Origin of the sequence: Arthrobacter jiangjiafuii (assembly GCF_018622995.1) — a bacterium.
GTDB lineage: Bacteria > Actinomycetota > Actinomycetes > Actinomycetales > Micrococcaceae > Arthrobacter_B > Arthrobacter_B jiangjiafuii.
The window spans coordinates 1,706,660-1,727,479 of sequence record NZ_CP076022.1 but is presented as its reverse complement, the minus strand read 5'-3'; the positions used below and the strand labels follow the sequence as shown (position 1 = coordinate 1,727,479).

Sequence of the window (20,820 nt, the reverse complement as noted above, 5' to 3'; positions counted from 1 at the left end):
CCTGCGGCCAAGACCCCGGCGCACGGCACGGTGGAGGCTGGCCTTGACGGCTCCTTTTCCAGGTGCCGCACACCTTCCCCACCGACCCCCACCGGAGGACTGCAAGCATGACTGTTTCCCCAACTGTCGACTTCATCGTTGTGAACGGCCCGATCTATACCAGTGATCCGCTCTGCGAATGGGCAGAAGCCATGGCAGTAGGGAATGGCCGGGTTACGGCCGTGGGCGAAACGGCTGCCATCCGGGCGATGGCCGGACCGGACGCCGCCGTCGTCGACCTGCAGGGGCGTCTGGCCATGCCGGGCCTGGTGGATGTGCACGCCCACCTCGGACTCGGCGGCCGGCAGGCGGCCTACGAACTGCCGCTGCTGCCCACCGACAGCACCGGGGAGATCTTCGCCAAAATCCGGCAGTGGGCCGAAAACCTGGCGCCGGATGAGTGGGTCATCGGCGGCATTGTGGGCTCCACCGTCATGGATGACATCACGCTGGAGGACCTGCGGCAGCTGGACGAAGCCGCCGGGGGTCGTCCGGTCCTGCTGCGTGATGACTCCATGCACAACCGCTGGGTGAACACCCGGGCCCTCGAACTGATGGGAGTCACCGCCAGTACCCCTGACCCCGAGGGCGGCACCTACAGCCGTGACGACGACGGGGCACTGACCGGCGTCCTCCAGGAACTGGCCAGCCCGGTCGGTGAAGAAGCTGCGGCAGCCTCGACCCAGGAGTCTGGCGAACGCCACGCGACTGCCTTCCGGACGGCCGTGCAGATCCTGAACAGTTTCGGCGTCACCGCCGTGCAGGAAGCGGCAACCATGGGCTACGCGCTGGAAACACTGGCGGATCTGGACCGCAGGGGTGAACTGACCGCACATGTGGTGGCCTCCATGCCGTCCCGTCCGTTCATCGAGCCGGGCATTACCGGCCCCGAGCTGTACGACATTGGCGAGCTGCACCGCACCGAACACGTGCATCCGGACTTCTCCAAGTACGTGCTGGACGGCGTGCCCATGACCCGGACCAGCGCCATGCTCAGCCCGTACCTGTGCAGCCACGGCAGCCATGACCCGGACCACACCGCCGAGCCGCTCTGGGAGCTGGGCGAGCTCACTGCCTCCCTGGAAGCCCTGGTGGACCGGGGCCTGCACGCCAAACTGCATGCGACCGGGGATGCTGCCGTGCGACTCGTCCTCGACGCCGTGGAGCAGGTGCGGGCCAGCCGGGGCGAGGCACCCATTTTCCAGATCGCCCACGTGGAGTACATCGCGCCGGCGGATGTTCCCCGTTTCACCGGGCTTGACGTCGTTCCGGACGCCTCACCCTATATCTGGTTCCCCTCGGTCATCCAGGAGAGCATCGCCAAGCAGATTCCCGCCGAGACCTTTGACAAGTCCTGGCCGCTGAAGGACCTTTTCCTCGACGGCGCGCTGGTCAGCGGCGGCTCGGACTGGCCGTGCTCTGCTCCGAGTCCGGATCCGTGGACCGGCCTGGAAACCATGATCACCCGCCGGAACCCGGATCCCGAAGTACCAGGGGACCTCAACGGCGGGCAGGCCCTCGATATCCGCCAGGCCGTGGCTGCCTTTACCCGGCATCCGGCCGCCGCGATGGGTCTGCAGGACACGGTGGGCATGCTCCGGACCGGCCTCTCGGCGGACTTCATCGTCCTGGACCGGAACATCTTCGAGGAAGATCCCTCCACGATCCATGCCACGCAGGTACTCCAAACCTACTTTGAAGGGCGGGTTGTCCACGACGCCGCTGCCGAGCACGCACCTGTGTGAGCATCCGGACCGCCATGCCTCGCTAGGATGGCAGAGGCGTGGCGGCACCCGGCCGGCGCCGGAAGGGAACCATGCCCAAGATCGTCGACCATGAGCGGCGCCGCGCCGAAATCGTGGAGACCACGTGGCGGCTCATCTCCCGCCGGGGACTCGACGGGGCAACCCTGCGCGAGGTGGCGGCCGACGCCGGTTACGCCAATGGCGCCATCAAACCGTATTTCCCCACCAAGTCCGCGCTGCTGCAGGCTACCTACCGGCACGTCTTTGATCGCACGAACGCCCGCAGCGCCGCGGCTACGCAGGCGCTGGCCGGATTAGCCGCGCTGCGGGCCTTCTGCCTCGAGGTGCTGCCGCTGGATGCTGAACGGCTGGATGAGGCCCGGGTGGTTATCGCGTTCTGGCAGCTGGCGCTCCAGGAGCCAGAACAGGCGGAGGTAAACGACGCCGCCATGCTCCATTGGCGCAGTACCATCCGCAGCTGGCTGGACCAGGCTGTCCGGGCCGGAGACGTTCCCGGGCAGCTTCCGGTGGAGACCGTAGCCGAAACGCTGCTGACCTTCCTCCTCGGAGCCCAGGTGGCTGCGGTCTTCGATGCGGCCTTCAACTCCCCGGACTTGCTCCAGACACAGCTCGATTTCCAGCTGGATCTGCTTCGCGGGTAGGAGCGCAGGCGCCGGGCGGCCATGGTAGTTCGACATATGGAGAAAAACTTCGACACGGCCGGAGAAAACGCGTAGCGTCCCCTGTGAGCTGCCTCACCGGCAGCCTAAGGAGGATCGTGGACTCAACCCTGCTCGACACCCCCGGCCAGTCCGCCGCCGCCGGACCGGTCCGCGCCACCACCTTCGCCGCCTGGAAGCGCCTGATCTCCGACTCCTTTGTCCCGCTGGAGACCATTCCGGCGCCGGGCCGCCGCCCGGACGACCACTTCGAGGGCCAGCTGCTGGGGCGCAGGCTGCGCGAAATGGCGATCGTCCGGGTTGAGGCCCAAGCCCACACCGTGGTGCGGACGCCGGAGCTGGCTGCAGCCGCCGATCAGGGCTACTACAAACTCAACCTGCAGATCTCCGGCCGCGGTGCCCTGGAACAGGCCGGTAGGGAAATCGAGCTGTCCCCCGGCGACCTGGCCATCTATGACACCCAGCAGCCGTACACCCTCCGCTTCGCAGAAGACATGACCACGCTGGTGCTGATGTTCCCCAAGCAGCTGCTGAACCTGGCAGCGGAAGACCTGTCGGACCTGACCGCCATCCGCCTGGGCGCCGGGCACCCGGTGGGAAGCGCCGTCGTTCCCTTCCTGACCAGGATTGCCGCCCTGCTGCCGGATCTGGATGGGCCGATCGGGCATCGGCTGGCCATGAATACCGTGGACCTGCTGGCCACCATGCTGGCCGCGGAGTCCTACTCGGGGCGGGTGGCGACCGGCCATGAACGCATGCTGCCCAGGATCAAGCACTTCATCGAGGGCCAGCTCGCCAACCCCGAGCTCTCCCCCGGCTATATTGCCTCCGCCCACTACATCTCCACCCGCAGCCTGCACAAGCTCTTCGAAGACAGCGGCACCACGGCCGCGGCCTGGATCCGGGAGCGCCGGCTGGACGGAGCCCGCCGGGACCTGGCCGACCCGCTGCAGGCGGACCTGCCCGTGGCAACTGTCGGCGCGCGCTGGGGGCTGCCGGACCCGGCCCACTTCAGCCGCGCGTTCCGCACCGCCTACGGCTGCCCGCCGTCGGTCTACCGCACCCGAAGCTAGGCGGGGAGGCTGCCATGCCGGGGCTCACTGCACCGTCAGACAACAACTGCACGCGCAAAGCCAAGCCGCGCACCTATGATCCGGGGCACAGTAGGGGCACCCCACAGCGGGGATGCGCCCCCATGCATCCCCGCACCCATCCGCCAGGAGGCACCCGTGAGCACTCCCCGCCAAGAACGCAGCCCCGCTCCGACCCTTGGCCGCAGGCGCCTCGGCGTGCCGGCCCTGGTCTTCATGATCATCGCCGCCTCTGCTCCCCTGACCGTGGTGGCCGGTGGTGTGACCAGCAACTACGCCGTCACCGGCCTGCTGGGCATCCCGCTGTCCTTCATTGTCCTGGGACTGGTGCTCCTGCTGTTCTCCGTCGGATACTCCGCGATGAGCCGGCACGTGCACAACGCCGGCGCGTTTTACGCCTACATTGCCCGCGGACTTGGCCGGCCCGCCGGCGTCGGCGCCGCCTGGGTCGCCCTGATCGCCTACAACGCGATGCAGGTAGGCATCTACGGCATGTTCGGTTTTGCGCTGAGTTCCTTCATTGCCGGCTTCTCCGGCGTAGCCGTTCCCTGGTGGGCCAGTGCGCTGGCGGGCTGGGTGATCGTGGGCCTGCTCGGCCTGAACAAGGTGGACCTCTCCGCCAAGGTGCTGGGCATCCTGGTGGCCCTCGAGTTCCTGGTGGTGGTGGTGTACGACGCCGCCGCCATCCGTTCCGCCCCCGAGGGCCTCAGCACCGCGTCGCTGGATCCCGGGAACCTCTTCACCACCGGCGTCGGCGCTGCCCTGGCCTTCAGCATTGCCGCGTTCATGGGCTTTGAATCCGGCGCCATCTACAACGAGGAGGTGAAGGACCCGCGGACGACGGCGCGCCGCGCCACCTTCATCGCCGTCACCGTGATCGCTGCCTTCTACGCATTCTCCGCCTGGGCCATGGCCGTGGGTGAGGGCGACAGCCAGGTGATCGGCCGTTCCGCCGAGTTCGGGCCCGATCTGCTCTTCGTTTTCCTGGGCGCCAATTCCCCGCAGTGGTTCGTGGACCTGTGCGCCCTGCTCTTCGTGACCAGCCTGCTGGCCGCCCTCGTGGCCTTCCACAATGTGGTGGCCCGGTATGTCTTCTCCCTGGGCCGGGAGGGTGTGCTGCCCCGCTCGCTCGCCGCGGTCAGCCGGCGCTCCGCGGCACCGGTGGCCGGCTCGCTGGTGCAGTCCGCCGTCGCACTGGTGCTGCTGCTGGTCTTCGCAATCGCCGGCACCAGCCACGAATACGGCCCCCTGTTCCCGGTCCTGACCCTCTTCACCTGGTTGACCAACGTGGGCGCCTTCGGACTGGTCCTGCTGATGGCCCTGACATCCTTCGCGGTCATCGGCTACCTGCGCCGCCACCGCAGCGCGTACGGCGCGTGGACCCGGATCATCGCGCCGGCCGTGGCCGGGGTGGCCCTGAGTATCCTGTTCGGCCTGATCGTGGCGAATTTCGACGTGCTGATCGGCCTGGAGGAGGCAAGCAACCTGAGCTGGATCCTGCCCGCCGTAGTGATCCTTCCCGGCCTGATCGGCGTGCTCTGGGCCCTGTATCTGCGTAGCGGCCGTCCCAGCGTCTACGCCGGCATCGGCGAGGGCGGGGAGACCGCCGATCCGGCCGGAGAGCCCGACGACGGCGGCCACTCTTCCCGCCGGCCCGCCGGCATGCTCGACTGACCCTGCCCACGCACCGCCCCTCACCCGCTAGACCCTGACCCGCTAAATACCGACCACCCTAGATACCGCGCGCAAGCAAAGGAGCTTTCACATGACCATCCAGGAATCCGCCATCACCACCTACTCCGACCTTCTGGCCGCCGTCGCAGCGACCGGAGAAGGCCGGGACATCCACGACCCGGCCACCGGCGACCTCGTTGCCGCCGCACCGGTGCACACCGTGGACGATCTGGAAAAGGCCGTCGCTGCTGCCCGAGCCGCGCAGCCTTCCTGGGCCGCCCAGGGCCACGCGGCACGCCGGGAGGTGCTGAACCGGGCCGCCGATGCCGTGGATGCCTCCGCCGAGGCCCTGGCCGAACTGCTCTCCCGCGAACAGGGCAAGCCGCTGAACGGTCCCAACGCCCGCTTCGAAGTGGGCGGCGCCGCCGCCTGGCTGCGTGCCGCCGCCGCCTTTGACCTGGAGCCGGAGGTGCTGGTGGACGACGACGGCGGCCGGGCCGAACTGCATTTCCGGCCCCTCGGCGTCGTCGGCGCCATCGGGCCCTGGAACTGGCCGATGATGATCAGCGTCTGGCAGCTGGCCCCGGCCCTGCGGATGGGCAACACCGTGGTGATGAAGCCCTCCGAATACACTCCGCTCTCGGTGCTGGCGCTGGCCGCGGTGCTCAACCAGGTCCTGCCCGCTGACGTGCTGCACGTGGTCTCCGGCGGCCGCGACGTGGGCGAAACCCTGTCCGCCCACCCGGACGTCGACAAGATCATGTTCACCGGCTCCACCGCCACCGGCAAGGCGATCATCCGCTCCTCCGCCGACACCGTGAAGCGCCTGACCCTGGAGCTCGGCGGCAACGACGCCGGCATCGTACTGCCGGACGCTGACCCGCAGGCCATCGCCGAGGACCTGTTCTGGGGCGCGTTCATCAACACCGGGCAGACCTGCGCGGCCATGAAGCGCCTGTACGTGCACACGGACATTTACGACGACGTCGTCTCCGCCCTGGCCGACGTCGCCGCCCGGATGCCCATGGGAGTGGGCCTGGATGAGTCCAACGTGCTCGGCCCGTTGCAGAACAAGGCCCAGTACAACATCGTCGCCAACCTCGTGGAGGCCGCCCGTGACGCCGGCGCCCGGATTGTCGTGGGTGGAAACCCTGAGGCCGAGCAGCCGGGGTATTTCTACCCCACCACCCTGGTTGCTGACATCGACAACGACAACCCGCTCGTGGCCCAGGAGCAGTTCGGGCCGGCGCTGCCGATCATCCGCTACTCCACTGTGGACGAGGCAGTCGCGATGGCCAACGGGCTCGACGTCGGCCTCGGCGCCTCCGTCTGGTCCTCCGACAAGGATGCCGCCCGCGAGGTGGCTGCCCGCATCCAGGCCGGCACCGTGTGGATCAACAAGCACGGCGCCGTGGACCCGCGGGTCCCCTTCGGCGGCGCCAAGCAGTCCGGCTACGGGCTGGAATTCGGCGTCGAGGGCCTCAAGCACCTCGGCGCCCCGCAGGTCATCAGCTACTGAGGCTGCGGCGCCTCCGAGACCGCGGGAGGTTAGCCGGAGCCGCTGCCACCCTGCAGCACCCGCGTGCGCAGGGTGGCAGCACCCGGACCGGACAGCGCATTCAGATAGGCTGCCCGCCCGGCGATGCTCATGACCAGAGCCAGGGTGGGTCCGGTGACCAGCAGTCCGTAACCGGTGATGAACGGGCCGTCGCTGGCCCGCAGCTGCAGGTCCCGGGCCATGGTCCGGGACGGCACGGCGAAGTCCCGGGAGGCGAAGAACTCAGCCACCGGTGTCAGTGCCTCGACGCTTGGCGTGTACGGAAGCCCCAGCGGCTGGCGGATGTCCTGCGCGTGGACCACTACTTCACCGAGGTAGGCCGCGGTGTGGTTTGAGGGCGCCGTAGTGCTGTCCACGATGGCGCGGAACCGGCCGAGGGTCTGGGCAGGGGTTCCGCCGCGGTGCAGCTCGAGCTGCCGCTGATTGTGGACGTCGGCTCGGAAACGGGCCGCGACCATGCTGCGCAGCCATCGCCGCTGGTTCAGGCTTGCCGCCGCCGTGAGGTGGGCAACCACCTGTTCCACGTTCCAGTCCCCGCACAGGGTGGGATGCTGCCATTGCTCCGGGGTGAGGGTCGCGAGATCATCGGCGAGCGCTGCCCGTTCTGCATGGGCCAGCGCCCACAAGGCGGGATTGTCGCTGTTCTTCCTGCTGCCGCTCTTCACATCGGCTCCTGGTTTTCCGCCCATAACTCCACCTTCGCAGTCTCCCTTTTACGCGGCGGCCCTCTTACGCAGCAGCGGCCCGCGCCGACAATACCGCCCTCCCGGGGCAGCCACCACCGTTTACTGCAGACCTGGGCCCAGACCGCCGCTAAACTCACCAGCCATGAACATGGAACATCTTGACCTGGAACAGTGGTGGCCGCGGTTGGGTGCCTCAACGCAGCAGTGGCTGGTAGACAACAACGGCGACGCCGTACCGGCAGAGATCCTCGAAGCCATCCTCAGCGCCGGCGGCTCGCTGGCACCGGGTGACTGGTGGGCTGAAACCGAAGAACCGTCCGGCCTGTATTTCTCCGATGCCGGGATCGACTGGATTGAGGCGGCGGCCAACAACGAGGCCCCCTGAGACCCACAGCCTGCACCCTCCATCCCTGATCGACGGGACCACCATGCGAATCGAACCGAAGCAGCCCACCGTCAAAGGTCCGGGCAACCTGTTTACCGGCGACGTCTGGTTTGACGTCATCGCCGCCCCGCAGCCCGCACCCTCCCGGATGCGGGTCAACACCGTGAGGTTCTCCCCTGGCGCGCGGACAGCGTGGCATTCGCACGCCGTCGGGCAGACCCTGCACGTCACCGAAGGGATCGGACTGGTCCAGGCGCTCGGCGGCGAGGTAATGGTGATGCTCCCCGGAGACACGGTCTACACCCCTCCGGGCGAGTGGCACTGGCACGGCGCCGGCCCGGAGTCCTTCATGACCCATCTTGCGATGTGGGAGGCCCCGGCCGAGGGGCCCGAAGCCGAATGGGGAGACCACGTCACCGACGAGGAATACGACGCCCGGCCCTGACGCCCACCCCACGCTCTGGATCCGGGATCCGGAGCGGGCCGCCACCCTCGAAGGCGGGCAACCGGCCTGAGCACTCGGCTCTCCTGCGACGTCGCCATCCACATTGACCTTGTCAACAAAGTTGCAAACAATGTGGTGACGACCGATCAAAGGAGACCCGTGTCACATCACCCGCAACCGTCCCCCCGTGCCAGAGAGCTCGTTCGCGGGTCCTATGACATTCATGTCCACATAGCCCCTGACGTCATGAAACGCCGGATCGACGATCTCGGCTTGGCGGAGCGGTGTGCGGATTTGGGCCTGGGCGGCTTCGTCATCAAGTCCCACTACACCCCCACTGCGGAGCGCGCCGAGATTGTGCGCAAGCTCTACCCCGATGTGAACGCGCTGGGCGCCATCACGCTGAATGCGTCAGTGGGCGGACTGAACCCGGTCGCGGTCGAAATTGCCGCCCGCGGTGGCGCGCAGTTCGTCTGGCTTCCCACCGTGGACAGCCACAACCAGCGGGCCTGTCTGGCCGAAGAGCCCGACGGCGCGACCCCGCCCATGTGGGCGCAGCTGCAGGCCGATCTGGAAGCCGCCGGCATGAAGGCCGAAGACGTGAACCTGTTCGACGCCGACGGTGAGCTGCTGCCCGAAGCTCGCCAGGTGCTCTCGGTCATCGCCAAACACGGCATGACCCTGGCGACCGGCCACCTGCACTCCGACGAGTCGGCGCAGCTGGTGCCGCTGGCAATCGAGGCCGGAATCAAGCGGATCGTCATCACGCATCCCGAGTTCACCTCCCAGCGCATGGTCCTGGACCGCCAGCGTGAGCTGGCACAGCAGGGGGCTTTCCTGGAACGGTGCCTGACCACCCCGTTGACCGGCAAGGTCTCCTGGGACACCTGGTTCTCCAACATCCGCGACGCCGGCCCCGAGAACTCGGTCATCAGCAGCGACCTGGGCCAGCCCTTCAATCCGCCGGTCGAGGACGGGCTGGCCATTGCGGCTGATCTGCTGCTGGAGAAGGACTTCACCGAGCAGGAAGTCAGGCTCATGACCGTCCACAACAGCCGCTGGCTGGCCGGCGCCGCTCCCCTGCCGGACGCTCCCGCCCACCAGCACGCGAAAGAAGGCGTCCCCTCATGACAGCCGTCCAGACACATCGGACCCCGTGGATATCGGCTACCTAACCCAATCGGACGCCCTCATGCCGTGGCGGGACGTGCTCAAGAACGTCCAGATGCCGCTGGAGCAGCAGAGGCCTGGTCAAGGAGGCTCCGGACTTCCCAACGTTCGTCTATTCCGCCTGATCATCCATCCAGGTGGCAGGCACCGCCGCTGCGGGTTCCTTCCTGGCCCGAGCCCGCAGCGGCGATCAGCCACCCCCAGCGTGTGTCGCTATGTTCTATTGCCCCACCAGCTCGGCCGTTAGCCCGGCCGGGGTGGAGACAACCCGACCGCCCTGGATCACTGATGAAATACTTGCCTCCGGGTCGGCAAGCACCGTGACGTCCTCCAAGGGATTCCCATTCACGATGAGAAGGTCGGCGATGGCGCCGGCGGCCACCACGCCAAGCTTCCCCTCAAACCCGATGAGCTCTGCCGCAGTGATGGTCGCCGAGAGCAGGACTTCCTGCGCGGTCTGGACCTGAGCCCGGATGCGGAACTCCTGACTCTGGTGAACCTGCATGGCACCGAGCAAATCGGTACCGAAGACGATCTTGACCCCGCCTTTGTTGGCACGGTCCAAGGCATCAACCCCGGCGTGGAGGACGGTGTCGACCTTTTCACGGCTTGCAGCTGGCAAACCCGCTGCCTCGCCGTCTGCCTTGAGCCGTTCATACGTGATGAGGGTGGGCACAAGGTAGGCGTCCTTCTCGACGAACAACTTGACGCTCTCATCGTCGATGAGGTTTCCGTGTTCAATACAGCGCACGCCCAGCCGCAGTCCGCGGTTTACGGCCCGGGCTGTGTAGGCGTGCCCACAGACATAGCGGTTGGCGCCTTCTGCCTCCTCGACGACGGCCAGGATCTCGCTTTCCGAAAACTGGGTGGAGTCCACTCTGTCCGTCGGGGAAGCAACACCGCCGGAGAGCATGATTTTAATGTGGTGGGCTCCGGTGCGCAGCTGGTCCCTCGCTGCCTTCCGAACGGCGTCGACGCCGTCGCAGACAATGCCGATGGAAGGGCAGCATTGGTGCGGGTCAATCATGTTCATGCCCATCGAGCGCATATCACCATGCCCGCCGGACTGCGACAGCGCCTTGCCGCCGAAAACCACGCGGGGCCCCTCGAAAAGGCCCTCCTCTACCGCCATGGCAACCCCGAAATCAGCGCCGGCCACGTCTCGTACAGTGGTAAAGCCGCGATGGAGCATAGCCCTCAGGTTTCGGGCAGTGTGAGCCGCCACGTAGGTGGGCGACCACGTGGCCATTTCACCCAAATCTGCGGTAGCAGCCGTTACATGAACATGGCCATCGATAAGCCCAGGCATCACATATTTTCCGGAAGCATCGACAATGTCCCACTCCCGTGAGACGTGTTCGGCGGGTATGTTGGACATCGGTCCTACCCAGGTAATCAGTCCATTCTCAATGAGAATACTGTGGCCTGATGACACAGTGCCTGCAGAAATATCCAGGACGTCAGCGTTCATGATGTGCAAATTCTGAGCTTTCGGCACGGTGCTCCTCTAATGGTGGTGTGGCTAACTCCTTCCCCCGATACTCACAATAATCAACTGAACATGCAACAGCTGTTGCAGAGATGGGACAACGTTGTTGCAGATCGCAGACTGGCTCGATGGCCTGGCTCTTGGCAGAAAAGCGAGTCCGGGCATAGAGGCAGTCCTCCACGTCCTGCACAGTGACACTGGACCGGCGTCATTCATGTCGACGCAGGACGTCGCCACCAGGGCCAACGTCAACGTGGCGACCGTCGTCCGCGCCGCTCAGTTTTTGGGATTCTCGGGGTGGTCGGCACTCAAATCTGAACTGCGTCACCGCTACCTGGCCTCCCTCACGGCGGAGAAGCTCCTGAACGAACGCCCGTTCCCTGCGTCCGGCCTTGCCGGCACCTCATTGGCCCTGGATGCCCAGAACATGGCCAGGCTGGCCGCCGGCGCCAGTGCCGAGCAGATTGCCCGGGCGGCCGCGATACTCGCATCTGCCAGCAGGACCATCGTCCTCGCGACGGGAAGCTACGCAGCTGCTGGCTTCCAACTGGCGCACATGGGGCAATGGATGGGCCGTGACATTGAACTTCACACAGCGTCTGGAACCTCCCTGGTGAACAGGTTGCGCATGATGGCCCCGGGCGACGTCCTGGTGAGCTGCAACCTGTGGCGTGCAAGTAAATTCGTTGCGGAGGTGGTCCGTGTGGCCGAACAACGGGGCGTCCGGATCCTGGCAATCGCTGACCGCCAGACCGGCATCACGGATGTGGCCGAGGAAGCACTTATCGTGCCCAGTGAAGGCGTGACCTTCATGCCGTCAACTGTGGGTGCAGTTGCCATAGTGCAGGCCCTCCTGGCTGAACTCGCCTCGATCGACCCGGCGCGGACCATGGCCGCCCTCAGGGATACCGAGGAACTCTGGTCCGAACTGGACCTCGTTGACCCAGCCTGAAAGGGTCGCTACATACCCGGCGGGCAATTCCCGTCATATACAAAGATTCTGCAACATCTATTGCATATCAAGAAGGAGGACATAAGACTGCAGTGAAGACCGGCGCGTGGCCGGGCGTCATCGAGAGGTTTCCCATGCAACCCATGCACGTTTTTATCCTCATAGGTTATGTACTGCTCATGGTCTTGATCGGGGCGTGGTTCAGCCGGGCTAAGTCAGTGGCTACCGGTGATGATTTCATGCTGGCTGGCCGGTCCCTTCCGGCGCCGGTCCTTGCCGGAACCCTGCTGGCGACTTTTGTCGGATCGGGGTCAATCATCGGGGGTGCGAGCTTTGTCTACACCTATGGACCGCTGGCGGGCATTTTCTTCTTCGGCGGTACCGTGGTCGGCATTATTTGTCTCTATTTTATGGCAACTAAAGTGCGACGGCTCTCCCATCACACCATTCCGGAGATGCTGGAGGTCCGCTTTGGTACGCCGGTGCGTGTAACTGCCACGGTGATCATCCTCGTCGCATTCGTGGGCATTACCGCCTACCAGTTCACGGGTGCCGGAGCCATCCTCAGCATTATCACGCCACTAAGCACAGCGCAGGGAACAATTGTGGCTGCGGTCCTCATCACCTTCCTTGCACTCGGCGGAGGTCTGAAGTCTGTTGCGTGGACCGACTTCGTGTCGGTGATCATCATCGTCGCCGCGCTCGTTGGCACCCTCATCGTGCTGTTCATCAATGATGTCGGCGGAATTGGCGGTTACGTCGACCGCTTAGACCCGGCCTTGATGACGCTGACCGGATCCCTCACTCCAATCCCACTCCTGGGCTATTTCCTGCCCCTGTTCCTCCTCATCCTCGGGGACCAGAACATGCACCAGCGCCTGGCCGCAGGCAAGGACGAAGGGACTGCCCGAAAGGCGACCATTGGTTTCTTCGTTGGTGCCATCCTGCTCTTGGGCACCATCATCCTGCTCGCCTCGGCATCATCGTTTCTCCTTCCGGACATCGATCCCGGCCAGGCAATCCTCGGCATCGCAGGGACAGACCTGGTACCGCTGGGGATCGGAGGGTTGTTGCTTGCCGGTGCGTTCGCGCTCATTGTCACCACAGGCTCGTCCTACCTGCTCACCGTCTCCGGGAATATTGTCTACGATCTCGTCAGGCAGCGCCGGAACGCTTCAAGCGATCCGCGGAAGGCACTGACGCTGGGGCGCTGGGCTGTCGTCGCGGTGACGGTGTTTGCGTATGTGCTGGGGCAGTTCTTCCCGAGCGTGCTCGCCCTTCAGATGTACGCATACACCATGTATGGGGTGGCCATCACACCCGTGGTCCTGGCTGCACTCTTTTGGAAGCGTGCCACGTCCTGGGGGGCCATTGCCGGAATGGTTGTCGGTGGCATCGCCACCGTTGTGTGGGAGTCGTCCGGCAGGTCCGCCGACATCAACGCGGTTATCATCGCTCTTCCCCTTGCCGTCGCCGCATTGATCGTCGTCAGCTTGGCAACGACTGGACGGACCCGCGGCGAAGCTGCAGCCCCTGAAGCTGTGGCGGCCCGCCCCGTTGAACGTGAGGGCGTCCAGTAGGCTCTCCCGCCCATTCCCTGGGAGAGTCCCCTCCTCCCACCGCCCGTTGGCGCTCAGCGCCGTCCGGAACGCACACTGTTCCGGACGGCACTGAGGCTGTCCCAGAAGAAGTCGAGGGTGTCCTGCGGTCCGCCAAGGAAACGCTGGGTGAAGAGGACGCCGACATCCCCGTCGGGATAGACCCCGGCGACCACCCCGGAACCGCCGGACCAGCCCCACATCCCCGGCTCGGACCACGATGCCCCGGGGCCGGTCTGCACCCCCGTCATGAAGCCCCACGACTCGTCCGGGCCTGCCATCTCGATAAGCCCGGCCCGCTGCGGGGAGGTCAGCTGATCCTCGGTCATCTGCTGCCGCAGCGCCGGCGGCAGCACGACGTCGTCCGCCAGCGCGGCGAGGAAGGTGAGGTAATCGGGAACGGTGGAGACCATCCCGCCGGCAAGGGATTCAAACTGCGGCGGGCCGGCCATCGCCTCGCTGTATTCCACCACTTCCCGGAGCGCTCCGTCGACCGCTTCATACGCGGCAGGAAAGCGCTCCCCGCCGGTGGGGAACCCCGTGGCGCTGAGATGGAACGGCGCGCAGATCCGCTCCTGGACCAGCTGGTCCAGCGGGGTCACCGCCGCGGCCGCGAGCAGCACCGAGAGGACGTCGGCGCTGGCGTGGTACATCCAGCGCTCCCCCGGCTGGTGGGCCAGCGGCAGCTCGCCCACCCGGGCCAGATAATCATCCGGTGCCATGTCCGGCGGATTGGGGCCCCACAGCAGGTCGCGGGTTGCCGCAGCGTACGGCGTGGAACCAAAGTCGATGCCCAGGCCAGCGGTGGAGGTGAGCAGGTGGCGCACGGTGATGGGTCCCCGTGCCGGAACAGTCATGGACAGCGGCGAGTCCGGGGTGGCCAGCACGCGCGGGTTCGCCAGCGCCGGGAGCCAGCGGGCGACGTCGTCATCCAGTCCCAGCGTGCCGTCCGCGACCAGGCTCATCGCCAGCGCACCGCCGAAGAGCTTGCTGAGGGAGGCGATGCGGAAGGGGGTGTCCTCGGCGATCGGTGCGGACTGTTCCAGGTCCAGGGTGCCGGTGGCGAAGACCTCGGTCTGTCCGTTGATCCGGACACCGGCCACCAGTCCGGGGCACCAGCCGGAGCGGACGGTTTCGGCCAGGGCATTCCAGAGGGGTGCGGCAGTCTCGGGCATGGATCCACTGTCTACTTGCCGGCAGGGCGAGTCAATGGATCCCGGGTCAGCTGCCGGAGCCTTGTGCCGTCCGGGGCAGGGATACCGTAAACACGCTTCCCTGCCCGAGGCTGCTGACAAAGGACAACTGCCCTCCGTGCGCATCGACAATGCTCTTGGTGATCACCAGTCCCAGTCCCACGCCCGGCACGGCAGAGGCAACTGCCCGGGCACCTCGGAAGAACTTGGTAAATACCATCGCCTGCTCCGCCTCGCTCATTCCGATTCCAGTGTCGGCCACCTGCAGACGGACCGCCTGCCTGTCCTGCCATAACCGGACAGCCACAGTTCCACCGTTAGGCGAGTATTTCACCGCATTCGTGAGCAGATTGTCGATGACCTGGGCCAGACGGTGTGGATCCACGTCCGCGGTCAAAGATGCGGGGATCTCCGAGGTTACGTCGACGCCCGTCAGCTCGGCCCTCAGGGCAATGGAGAGGACGCCCTCCCGGATAATCTCGGCCAGGTTCACCGGTCGGCGCTCCATTTTCTTGGTTCCGGAGGCGACGGAGAGCAGGTCCGAAACAAGAGTCAGCAGCCGTTCGGAGTTGTGCAGCGCAACGTTGAGGGCGCCGACCAGCTGCGGATGCAGCCTTTCGTCTTCCAGGACCAGATCGAGGTAACCCATGATCGAGGTCAGGGGGGTCCTCAGCTCGTGGGAGACATTGCCCACGAACTCCTCCTGCGATGCGACGGCGCGGACCAACCGGGTGACGTCGCTGAAGGCGATCACCGATCCGGAGAGTACGCCACTCGCCTTGATGGGCCGGGCCGCAACGTTCACGGCCATTTGGTTTTCGCCGATGCCGAACCACAAAAGCTGGTCCGAAAAAGTCTCACCTGCGGCGGCCCGCGGAATCGGGTTGTCCTGGCCGGCCGCAGGCGTGACCCGGTCCGCACGGAACACCAGCTGCTCGTTCAGGCCGACAGGGATATTCCCCGCTGTCCGCCGCCATGTGGACATCAGGTGGGTGTTCGTCAGCACAGTGTCGCCGTGCGTATCGACCACCAGCAGGCCAACATCTGCGGCGTTCAGCACAGTCTCCAGCAGGGCCTCGCGTTTCCTGCTCTCTTCCAGGTTCTCTTGCAGCACCCGGTCCTTGTCCTCCAGAGCCTTCTGCTTATCCCTCAGCTCCTCCTCGGCTGCGGCCCGTGCCGCTTCGGCCGCTTCGGCCTTGCGCAGGGCTGCCACCAGTTCGCGCTCAAACGTCCTGCGTTCGGAGGCATTAAAAACGGCGATCCGGTCCACCGCGACGGCGTCGTCGCCACCCTCGCCATTCTCGGAGCCGCCCTCAGAGCGGACTCCGGAAAGGAGGACCGGGATGCATCCCCCTTCCATGGAAACCAGGTCCGCCGCCATTTCGTTGAAACACCCTGCCACCGCGAGCTGGGGAACCGCGTAGGAGGTGAACAGCACCTGATCTGCCAGGGGCATGAGGTCGACGACGCTGGTCCCCAGAAGCGCGTTTCGGGATTGCCCGGTCCAGGAGACAAGCGTCTGATTGACGTCCAGGATTGTCCCGTCCGTGGTGAGGATGAGATATCCACACGCTGCCGCGTGGAAGTGCCTCTCGTAGTTTTGGGAAGCAGCCGCTGCGGCCCTGCGTATGGTCCCGGAGCAGTCTGCGTTGGTGTCCGGATGTTCGTTTTGGGTATTAGCCACGCGGAACCGCCTCAAGATGTTGGAGTATGGCCTCAGCCGTTGTCCGGGGTGAATTAATGTGCGGCATGTGGCCGTGGACCGCCAATTTGTGCACGGCGCTGTCGGGGAGATGTTCGTGCAGATACCGCGATGCCGGTCCGGGAGTCAACGGGTCGGCCTGGGTCTGCAGAATGAGGGTCGGGGCCGCCACCTTGGGGAGCAGGTGCCGGACATCGGCGGTGAAGGACATCCGCAGGAAGTCCTTCACAAAGTCCGGGTTCAGCCGGCACATTTGATCGGCCAGTTCAGTGCTGAGGTCCGAACCGGCCGGTGCCCCTGCGATGCCGGCGGCCGCCCCTGCTGCCCACAGGGGATAGTTCGATTCCACCGCCGCGAGGACACCGTCGAGGGCTTCCATGGGGAGACCGCCGGTGTACCCGTCATCGCTGAGATAGCAGGCTGAAGTGCAGACCAGCACCAGGCGGGCGATCCGGGGATTGTTGACGGCGGCAGCCAGCGCCATCATGCCGGCGACGCTGTGGCCGACGACGGCGGCATCCCGCAAGTCCAGGACCTCCAGGACCTCCTCCAGATCGGTCAGATAACCACCGAGCGAGGCGTACTTGGCCGGATCATAGGCCTCCGGGTCGGCTCCACCGGTGCCGGCATGGTCGAACAGGACCACCTTGTAGAGGTCCGTGAAGAACGGCAGGATCCGGTTCCAGATCACCTGGTCACAGCCAAAACCCTGAACCAGCAGCAGGGCCGGGCCGTCCGCCCGCCCCAGCACCCTGACGTTGTTCCGTTGGATTACCGTGCTGTTGTTCATGTCTGGCCCTGTTTCCGAGAGATTCCGGCTGATGATAAGTGTGCTGTTGGGCCCGCCGGTTTCGCCGCCGGCGGGCCCAACGTCGGTCCTTATTCGGGCTGGTTTGCCGCTGCGGTCTTTCGACGACGGACCAGCCAGAGCGCTGCGCCGACCAGGAGCAGAACGGCTACGACGGCGGGAATCATGATGATGCGGTGGTCCGGTTCTTCCACCGGTGCCTCGCCACCGCTGAAGGTCAGGTCGGCGGCGGCCTGCTCCGTGACAAGTCCGCTTTTCAGGTCCAGCTGGGCGTGCCAGGCACCTGAGGGCAGCTCCGGGGCCAGGCTGACTGTCACCGGGGCGGTTTCTCCGGGGGCGATGGTCACCGTTCCATCCAGCGAGACCGATCCGGCGGACAGGCCGCCCGGTCCATCAGTGAGGGCGAGTTCGCCCTGAATATCGAGGGCCCGGCCGCCGGTGTTGGTGACGTCGGCGGTGACTTGGGGGGCGCCGTTGCTGTGGCCGGCGGCGAGGTCGGCGATGGTGAAGGCGGCGGGCGGTCCATTGCCCGGGCCCACGGAGAGGTACACGCGGATGCCGACCCGGCTGGCAGTGATGAACTGGGTTCCGGCCGCAGGTGCTGACCGGACTTCCGCCCACAGCGCGGCGTACTGCTCACCCTCGGGCGCATCAGGGGGAACCTCGATGTGCACCATCACTTCGGCGCTTTCGCCTGCAGCCAAGTCCACGGTCGGCTTTTCCATGGCAATCCAGCCGGTCAGTTCGTTCCGCTCCCCCTTTGCAAGGCCGGTGAAGGCGTTGGCCTTGACCTCTGCAGCGGTTGCATACAATTCGATGGATTGCGGCTCGGTGGTGTTGTTCTGTACTTCTATTCGCCGGCCAATGGCCGTACCGGGGGGAACATTGTCAACAATGTAGGACCGTGCCCGAGAATCACTCTGTGCCGCCTCCGGAATGTCGACCAGGCGGATAGTGATTCCCTCCTGCGGCGCCTGCTCGGCTGCTCCGGCAGCCGCCATCGAAAAGAAGAAGAAAACAGCGGCCAACAGACCGGCACACAATAAACGCACAAACACCCCTGGCAGGATAAAATAATAGAATTACTGAAAAGAAAAGGACGCCTGCGTTATGCAGGCGGGCGGCTGACACGCGGGCTGAGTCCCGGGAGGCAGCCTCCCGGGACGGTTGCCGGCCCTAGAGGACGGAGTGCGTCAGCGTGGCCGAGTACGCGCCTGCCAGGGCGGCGTCGGGCACAATCACAGCGAGAGAGGCAGCCCAAATGGCTGTGTTGTTGCCTTCCACACCGGCAGCCGTGACGGCCTGCAGCTCTTCACCCTCGGCGGTCCAGGTAACGTCTGCGGACGTCAGATCATCGATGATTCCGGTGGGGACGAGCGAATCCGGCGTAACGGTGTACGTGGCACCGGCAGCGGTAATGGGCTTGGCATCCAGAACTTCGGTGTTGAAGTTAGTCAGTGACACGTGTGTAGCCCAGCTGGCCGTGCCTGCCCGGGTATCAGTGACGGTCACTTTGGGAAGAGCAAATGTGGCCTCTTCGCCGGGCTTCAGTTCAACCGTTGCCAGAGGCTCGCCGACGTCAATGCCGAGGGCACCGGGCTCAACCTGAATGATTGCATCGGTAACTTGTTCCATTGCCGATGCAGGAAGGGCAGACAGGGTCAGCAGAGCGGCAGAAGTGCCGAGGGCAAGAGAAATACGAGTTGCGTTACGCATGGAAGTAGAGACCTTAATTCGAGACTGATGGTAACCGGTGAGATTGCCGGTTCCAGGGTGGCGCCTGAGAAGCGCATTTGATTCCCCGTGGGAAATGTAACAGACAAAAGTCCCCGCGATGAAATCATGCAATTGCCCGATTCGGGAGCCCCAAGCCCCGCATAGGATCCCGAAATGCCTACGGTCAGGGGGTGCAGGCTTCACAGAGAGGGCTGCGTTTCTCAGGCGGAGCCCTCTCTGCGCGAGGTCGTTGTGATTAACGACACCGCAATTCCATGGGGGTCTCTACTTCCCACAGCGAATTAATGTTTGCATGCTACCCTCAAGGAAACCTCAATTTTTGCTCAAGAATCGCGCAATTTTTGAATTCTTATTCTCGGGCCCTGCATCGTTTCCCTTAGGAATAGCTCTAGCGCTGTCTCCCCTTCCGCCCGTCGGCAGCCAGCTGTCCAAGAATCCGTGCCAGCTCTCTACAGGCTTCCGCAGTGAGCCCCGAAAAGTACTCGTCGGCCTCCCGCCGTCGGGCACTGCGGATCCTCTCGAGAAGGGTGAGCCCGGCATCGCTCAGCGAGATCTGCGTGGCCCGGCGGTCGGTCGGATCCGGAGTACGCTCCACCAGCCCCTTCTCCTGCAGCTGGTCAACCACTTCCGTGGCAGACCGCGGAGCAATGCGCAGCATCGCCGGCATGGATACGAAGCAGATCCTGTTCTTCGGCCACCGGGATCCGGAGCGGGCCGCCGCCATCGGAGATCGGCGGCCGGCCTGAGGACTCGGCTCTCCTGCGACGCCGTGGCCCAGGGGATCATGCGGTTCTGCCTCGTCGTCGCCCCGGTAGGGGCTATCCCTCCGCTTTGTGACAATCCCTCCGCTGCGCAGCGGAGGGATTGTCACAAAGCGGAGGGGAATCAGCGGTGGCGGGATTGCCCTGGGTGGCGACCGGTAACAGGGAGAACGGACACAACGCCGTCGACGTCGCCCCGCCCTGCCAGGCCCGGCAGATTGCGGTGACCACACCCCCGCCGGGGAGCCGTCATCGAGCCGGGACGAGCCGGAGGAGCTGCCATATTTGCTGCTGAACATCAGCACCGGCATCTGCCGGCTTGATGCGAGCACCTTCACCGGCCTCGCGACCGTACCGCCGTTAATGGTTGCCCAACCGCCGTCCTGCAACCGGGAACCGCGATCAACCTGGATGTTGAGGGCGGCGCCCCCGATCTGTCCGGCATCTTGGTCATCGACGGCGTCAGCGTCGGCATCGGTGGTTAGGAGCTGATCTCTGCCGGCACTATCAGAAAGGCTGATCAGGTGGATGTGCTCTTCCGGACGGCGGCAAGGCTGTCCCAGAAGAAGTCGAGGGTGTCCTGTGGTCCGCCAAGGAAACGCTGGGTGAAGAGGACGCCAATATCCCCGTCGGGATAGACCCCGGCGACCACCCCGGACCCGCCGGACCAGCCCCACATTCCCGGCTCGGACCACCACACCCCGGGGCCGGCCTGCACCCTGATCCTCGGTCATCTGCTGCCGCAGCGCCGGCGGCAGCACGACGTCGTCGGCCGGTACTGCAAGGAAGGTGCGGTAGTCGGGAACGGTGGAGACCATCCCGCCGGCGAGGGATTCAAACTGCGGCGGGCCGGCCAACGCATCGCTGTATTCCACCGCCTCCCGGAGCGCGCCGTCGACCGCTTCATACGCGGCAGGAAAGCGCTCAGTGCCGGTGGGGAATCCCGTGGCGCTGAGATGGAACGGCGCGCAGATCCGCTCCTGGACCAGTCGGGCTCGCGCTCGAAAACCAGTCCCGGGGCGGCATGATCTCCACACTCGACGCCTCATGTCCGTAACTTACGGCGCGTGACCACTTATTTCGTAACAGTCGCGCCCGGCCCGACGG

The 20,820-nt window shown here is 65.4% G+C and carries 18 protein-coding genes; 10 read left to right on the top strand and 8 right to left on the bottom strand.

What is annotated here, in order from left to right; all coding sequences use genetic code 11:
* The first annotated feature begins 107 nt into the window (after window positions 1-107).
* The 5 genes from KKR91_RS08180 to KKR91_RS08160 all read left to right on the top strand — a co-directional run bounded on the left by KKR91_RS08180 (window position 108) and on the right by KKR91_RS08160 (window position 6,748).
* Entirely contained in the window at window positions 108-1,784 is a 1,677-nt protein-coding gene (locus KKR91_RS08180; protein WP_210228533.1) for an amidohydrolase, read from the top strand.
* A gap of 38 nt (window positions 1,785-1,822) precedes the next feature.
* The gene (locus KKR91_RS08175; RefSeq protein ID WP_237687549.1) at window positions 1,823-2,446 is read left to right on the top strand and encodes a TetR/AcrR family transcriptional regulator; all 624 of its coding nucleotides are present in this window, start codon (window positions 1,823-1,825) and stop codon (window positions 2,444-2,446) included.
* Window positions 2,447-2,562: 116 nt separating this feature from the next.
* The gene (locus KKR91_RS08170; RefSeq protein ID WP_237687548.1) at window positions 2,563-3,537 is read left to right on the top strand and encodes an AraC-like ligand-binding domain-containing protein; all 975 of its coding nucleotides are present in this window, start codon (window positions 2,563-2,565) and stop codon (window positions 3,535-3,537) included.
* Between the two features lie 156 nt (window positions 3,538-3,693).
* Window positions 3,694-5,229 carry an APC family permease gene (locus KKR91_RS08165; RefSeq protein WP_337925359.1) on the top strand — a complete coding sequence of 512 codons (1,536 nt, stop codon included), beginning with the start codon at window positions 3,694-3,696 and terminating at the stop codon, window positions 5,227-5,229.
* Between the two features lie 112 nt (window positions 5,230-5,341).
* Complete coding sequence (locus tag KKR91_RS08160; protein ID WP_210229698.1) at window positions 5,342-6,748, top strand: aldehyde dehydrogenase family protein; 1,407 nt, start codon at window positions 5,342-5,344, stop codon at window positions 6,746-6,748.
* A gap of 29 nt (window positions 6,749-6,777) precedes the next feature.
* On the opposite strand, the gene KKR91_RS08155 is transcribed toward KKR91_RS08160, so the two are convergent.
* Window positions 6,778-7,476, bottom strand: coding sequence for a maleylpyruvate isomerase family mycothiol-dependent enzyme (locus KKR91_RS08155; protein ID WP_210228527.1), 699 nt, complete (start codon window positions 7,474-7,476; stop codon window positions 6,778-6,780).
* A 139-nt stretch (window positions 7,477-7,615) separates the two neighbouring features.
* Between KKR91_RS08155 and KKR91_RS08150 the strand changes: the two genes are divergently transcribed.
* The 3 genes from KKR91_RS08150 to KKR91_RS08140 all read left to right on the top strand — a co-directional run bounded on the left by KKR91_RS08150 (window position 7,616) and on the right by KKR91_RS08140 (window position 9,434).
* Window positions 7,616-7,858 carry a hypothetical protein gene (locus KKR91_RS08150; RefSeq protein ID WP_237686364.1) on the top strand — a complete coding sequence of 81 codons (243 nt, stop codon included), beginning with the start codon at window positions 7,616-7,618 and terminating at the stop codon, window positions 7,856-7,858.
* 43 nt (window positions 7,859-7,901) lie between these two features.
* Window positions 7,902-8,303, top strand: coding sequence for a (R)-mandelonitrile lyase (locus tag KKR91_RS08145; RefSeq protein ID WP_210228525.1), 402 nt, complete (start codon window positions 7,902-7,904; stop codon window positions 8,301-8,303).
* A gap of 132 nt (window positions 8,304-8,435) precedes the next feature.
* Window positions 8,436-9,434, top strand: a complete 999-nt coding sequence (locus KKR91_RS08140; RefSeq protein ID WP_337925358.1) for a DUF6282 family protein — start codon at window positions 8,436-8,438, stop codon at window positions 9,432-9,434.
* Window positions 9,435-9,693: 259 nt separating this feature from the next.
* Here KKR91_RS08140 and KKR91_RS08135 read toward each other — a convergent pair whose 3' ends face one another.
* A complete protein-coding gene (locus KKR91_RS08135) occupies window positions 9,694-10,851 on the bottom strand; it encodes a metal-dependent hydrolase family protein (protein ID WP_273544701.1) in 1,158 nt (385 codons plus the stop codon).
* A gap of 214 nt (window positions 10,852-11,065) precedes the next feature.
* On the opposite strand from KKR91_RS08135, the gene KKR91_RS08130 reads away from it, so the two are divergent.
* A complete protein-coding gene (locus tag KKR91_RS08130) occupies window positions 11,066-11,914 on the top strand; it encodes a MurR/RpiR family transcriptional regulator (protein WP_210228521.1) in 849 nt (282 codons plus the stop codon).
* 92 nt (window positions 11,915-12,006) lie between these two features.
* A complete protein-coding gene (locus tag KKR91_RS08125) occupies window positions 12,007-13,494 on the top strand; it encodes a sodium:solute symporter family protein (protein WP_237687545.1) in 1,488 nt (495 codons plus the stop codon).
* 53 nt (window positions 13,495-13,547) lie between these two features.
* Here the strand turns inward: KKR91_RS08125 and KKR91_RS08120 are convergent, their stop codons facing one another.
* The 6 genes from KKR91_RS08120 to KKR91_RS17195 form a co-directional block, all read right to left on the bottom strand.
* A complete protein-coding gene (locus KKR91_RS08120) occupies window positions 13,548-14,687 on the bottom strand; it encodes a serine hydrolase domain-containing protein (RefSeq protein ID WP_210228519.1) in 1,140 nt (379 codons plus the stop codon).
* Between the two features lie 46 nt (window positions 14,688-14,733).
* Complete coding sequence (locus tag KKR91_RS08115; protein ID WP_210228517.1) at window positions 14,734-16,389, bottom strand: ATP-binding protein; 1,656 nt, start codon at window positions 16,387-16,389, stop codon at window positions 14,734-14,736.
* A complete protein-coding gene (locus KKR91_RS08110; protein WP_210228515.1) occupies window positions 16,382-17,197 on the bottom strand; it encodes an alpha/beta fold hydrolase in 816 nt (271 codons plus the stop codon). The genes KKR91_RS08115 and KKR91_RS08110 overlap by 8 nt, the downstream gene beginning before the upstream one ends.
* Before the next feature lie 89 nt (window positions 17,198-17,286).
* Entirely contained in the window at window positions 17,287-18,243 is a 957-nt protein-coding gene (locus KKR91_RS08105) for a COG1361 family protein (RefSeq protein WP_210228513.1), read from the bottom strand.
* 148 nt (window positions 18,244-18,391) lie between these two features.
* Window positions 18,392-18,850, bottom strand: coding sequence for a hypothetical protein (locus KKR91_RS08100; protein WP_215057297.1), 459 nt, complete (start codon window positions 18,848-18,850; stop codon window positions 18,392-18,394).
* Between the two features lie 490 nt (window positions 18,851-19,340).
* Entirely contained in the window at window positions 19,341-20,762 is a 1,422-nt protein-coding gene (locus tag KKR91_RS17195) for a MarR family transcriptional regulator (RefSeq protein WP_210228509.1), read from the bottom strand.
* Window positions 20,763-20,820 lie beyond the last annotated feature (58 nt).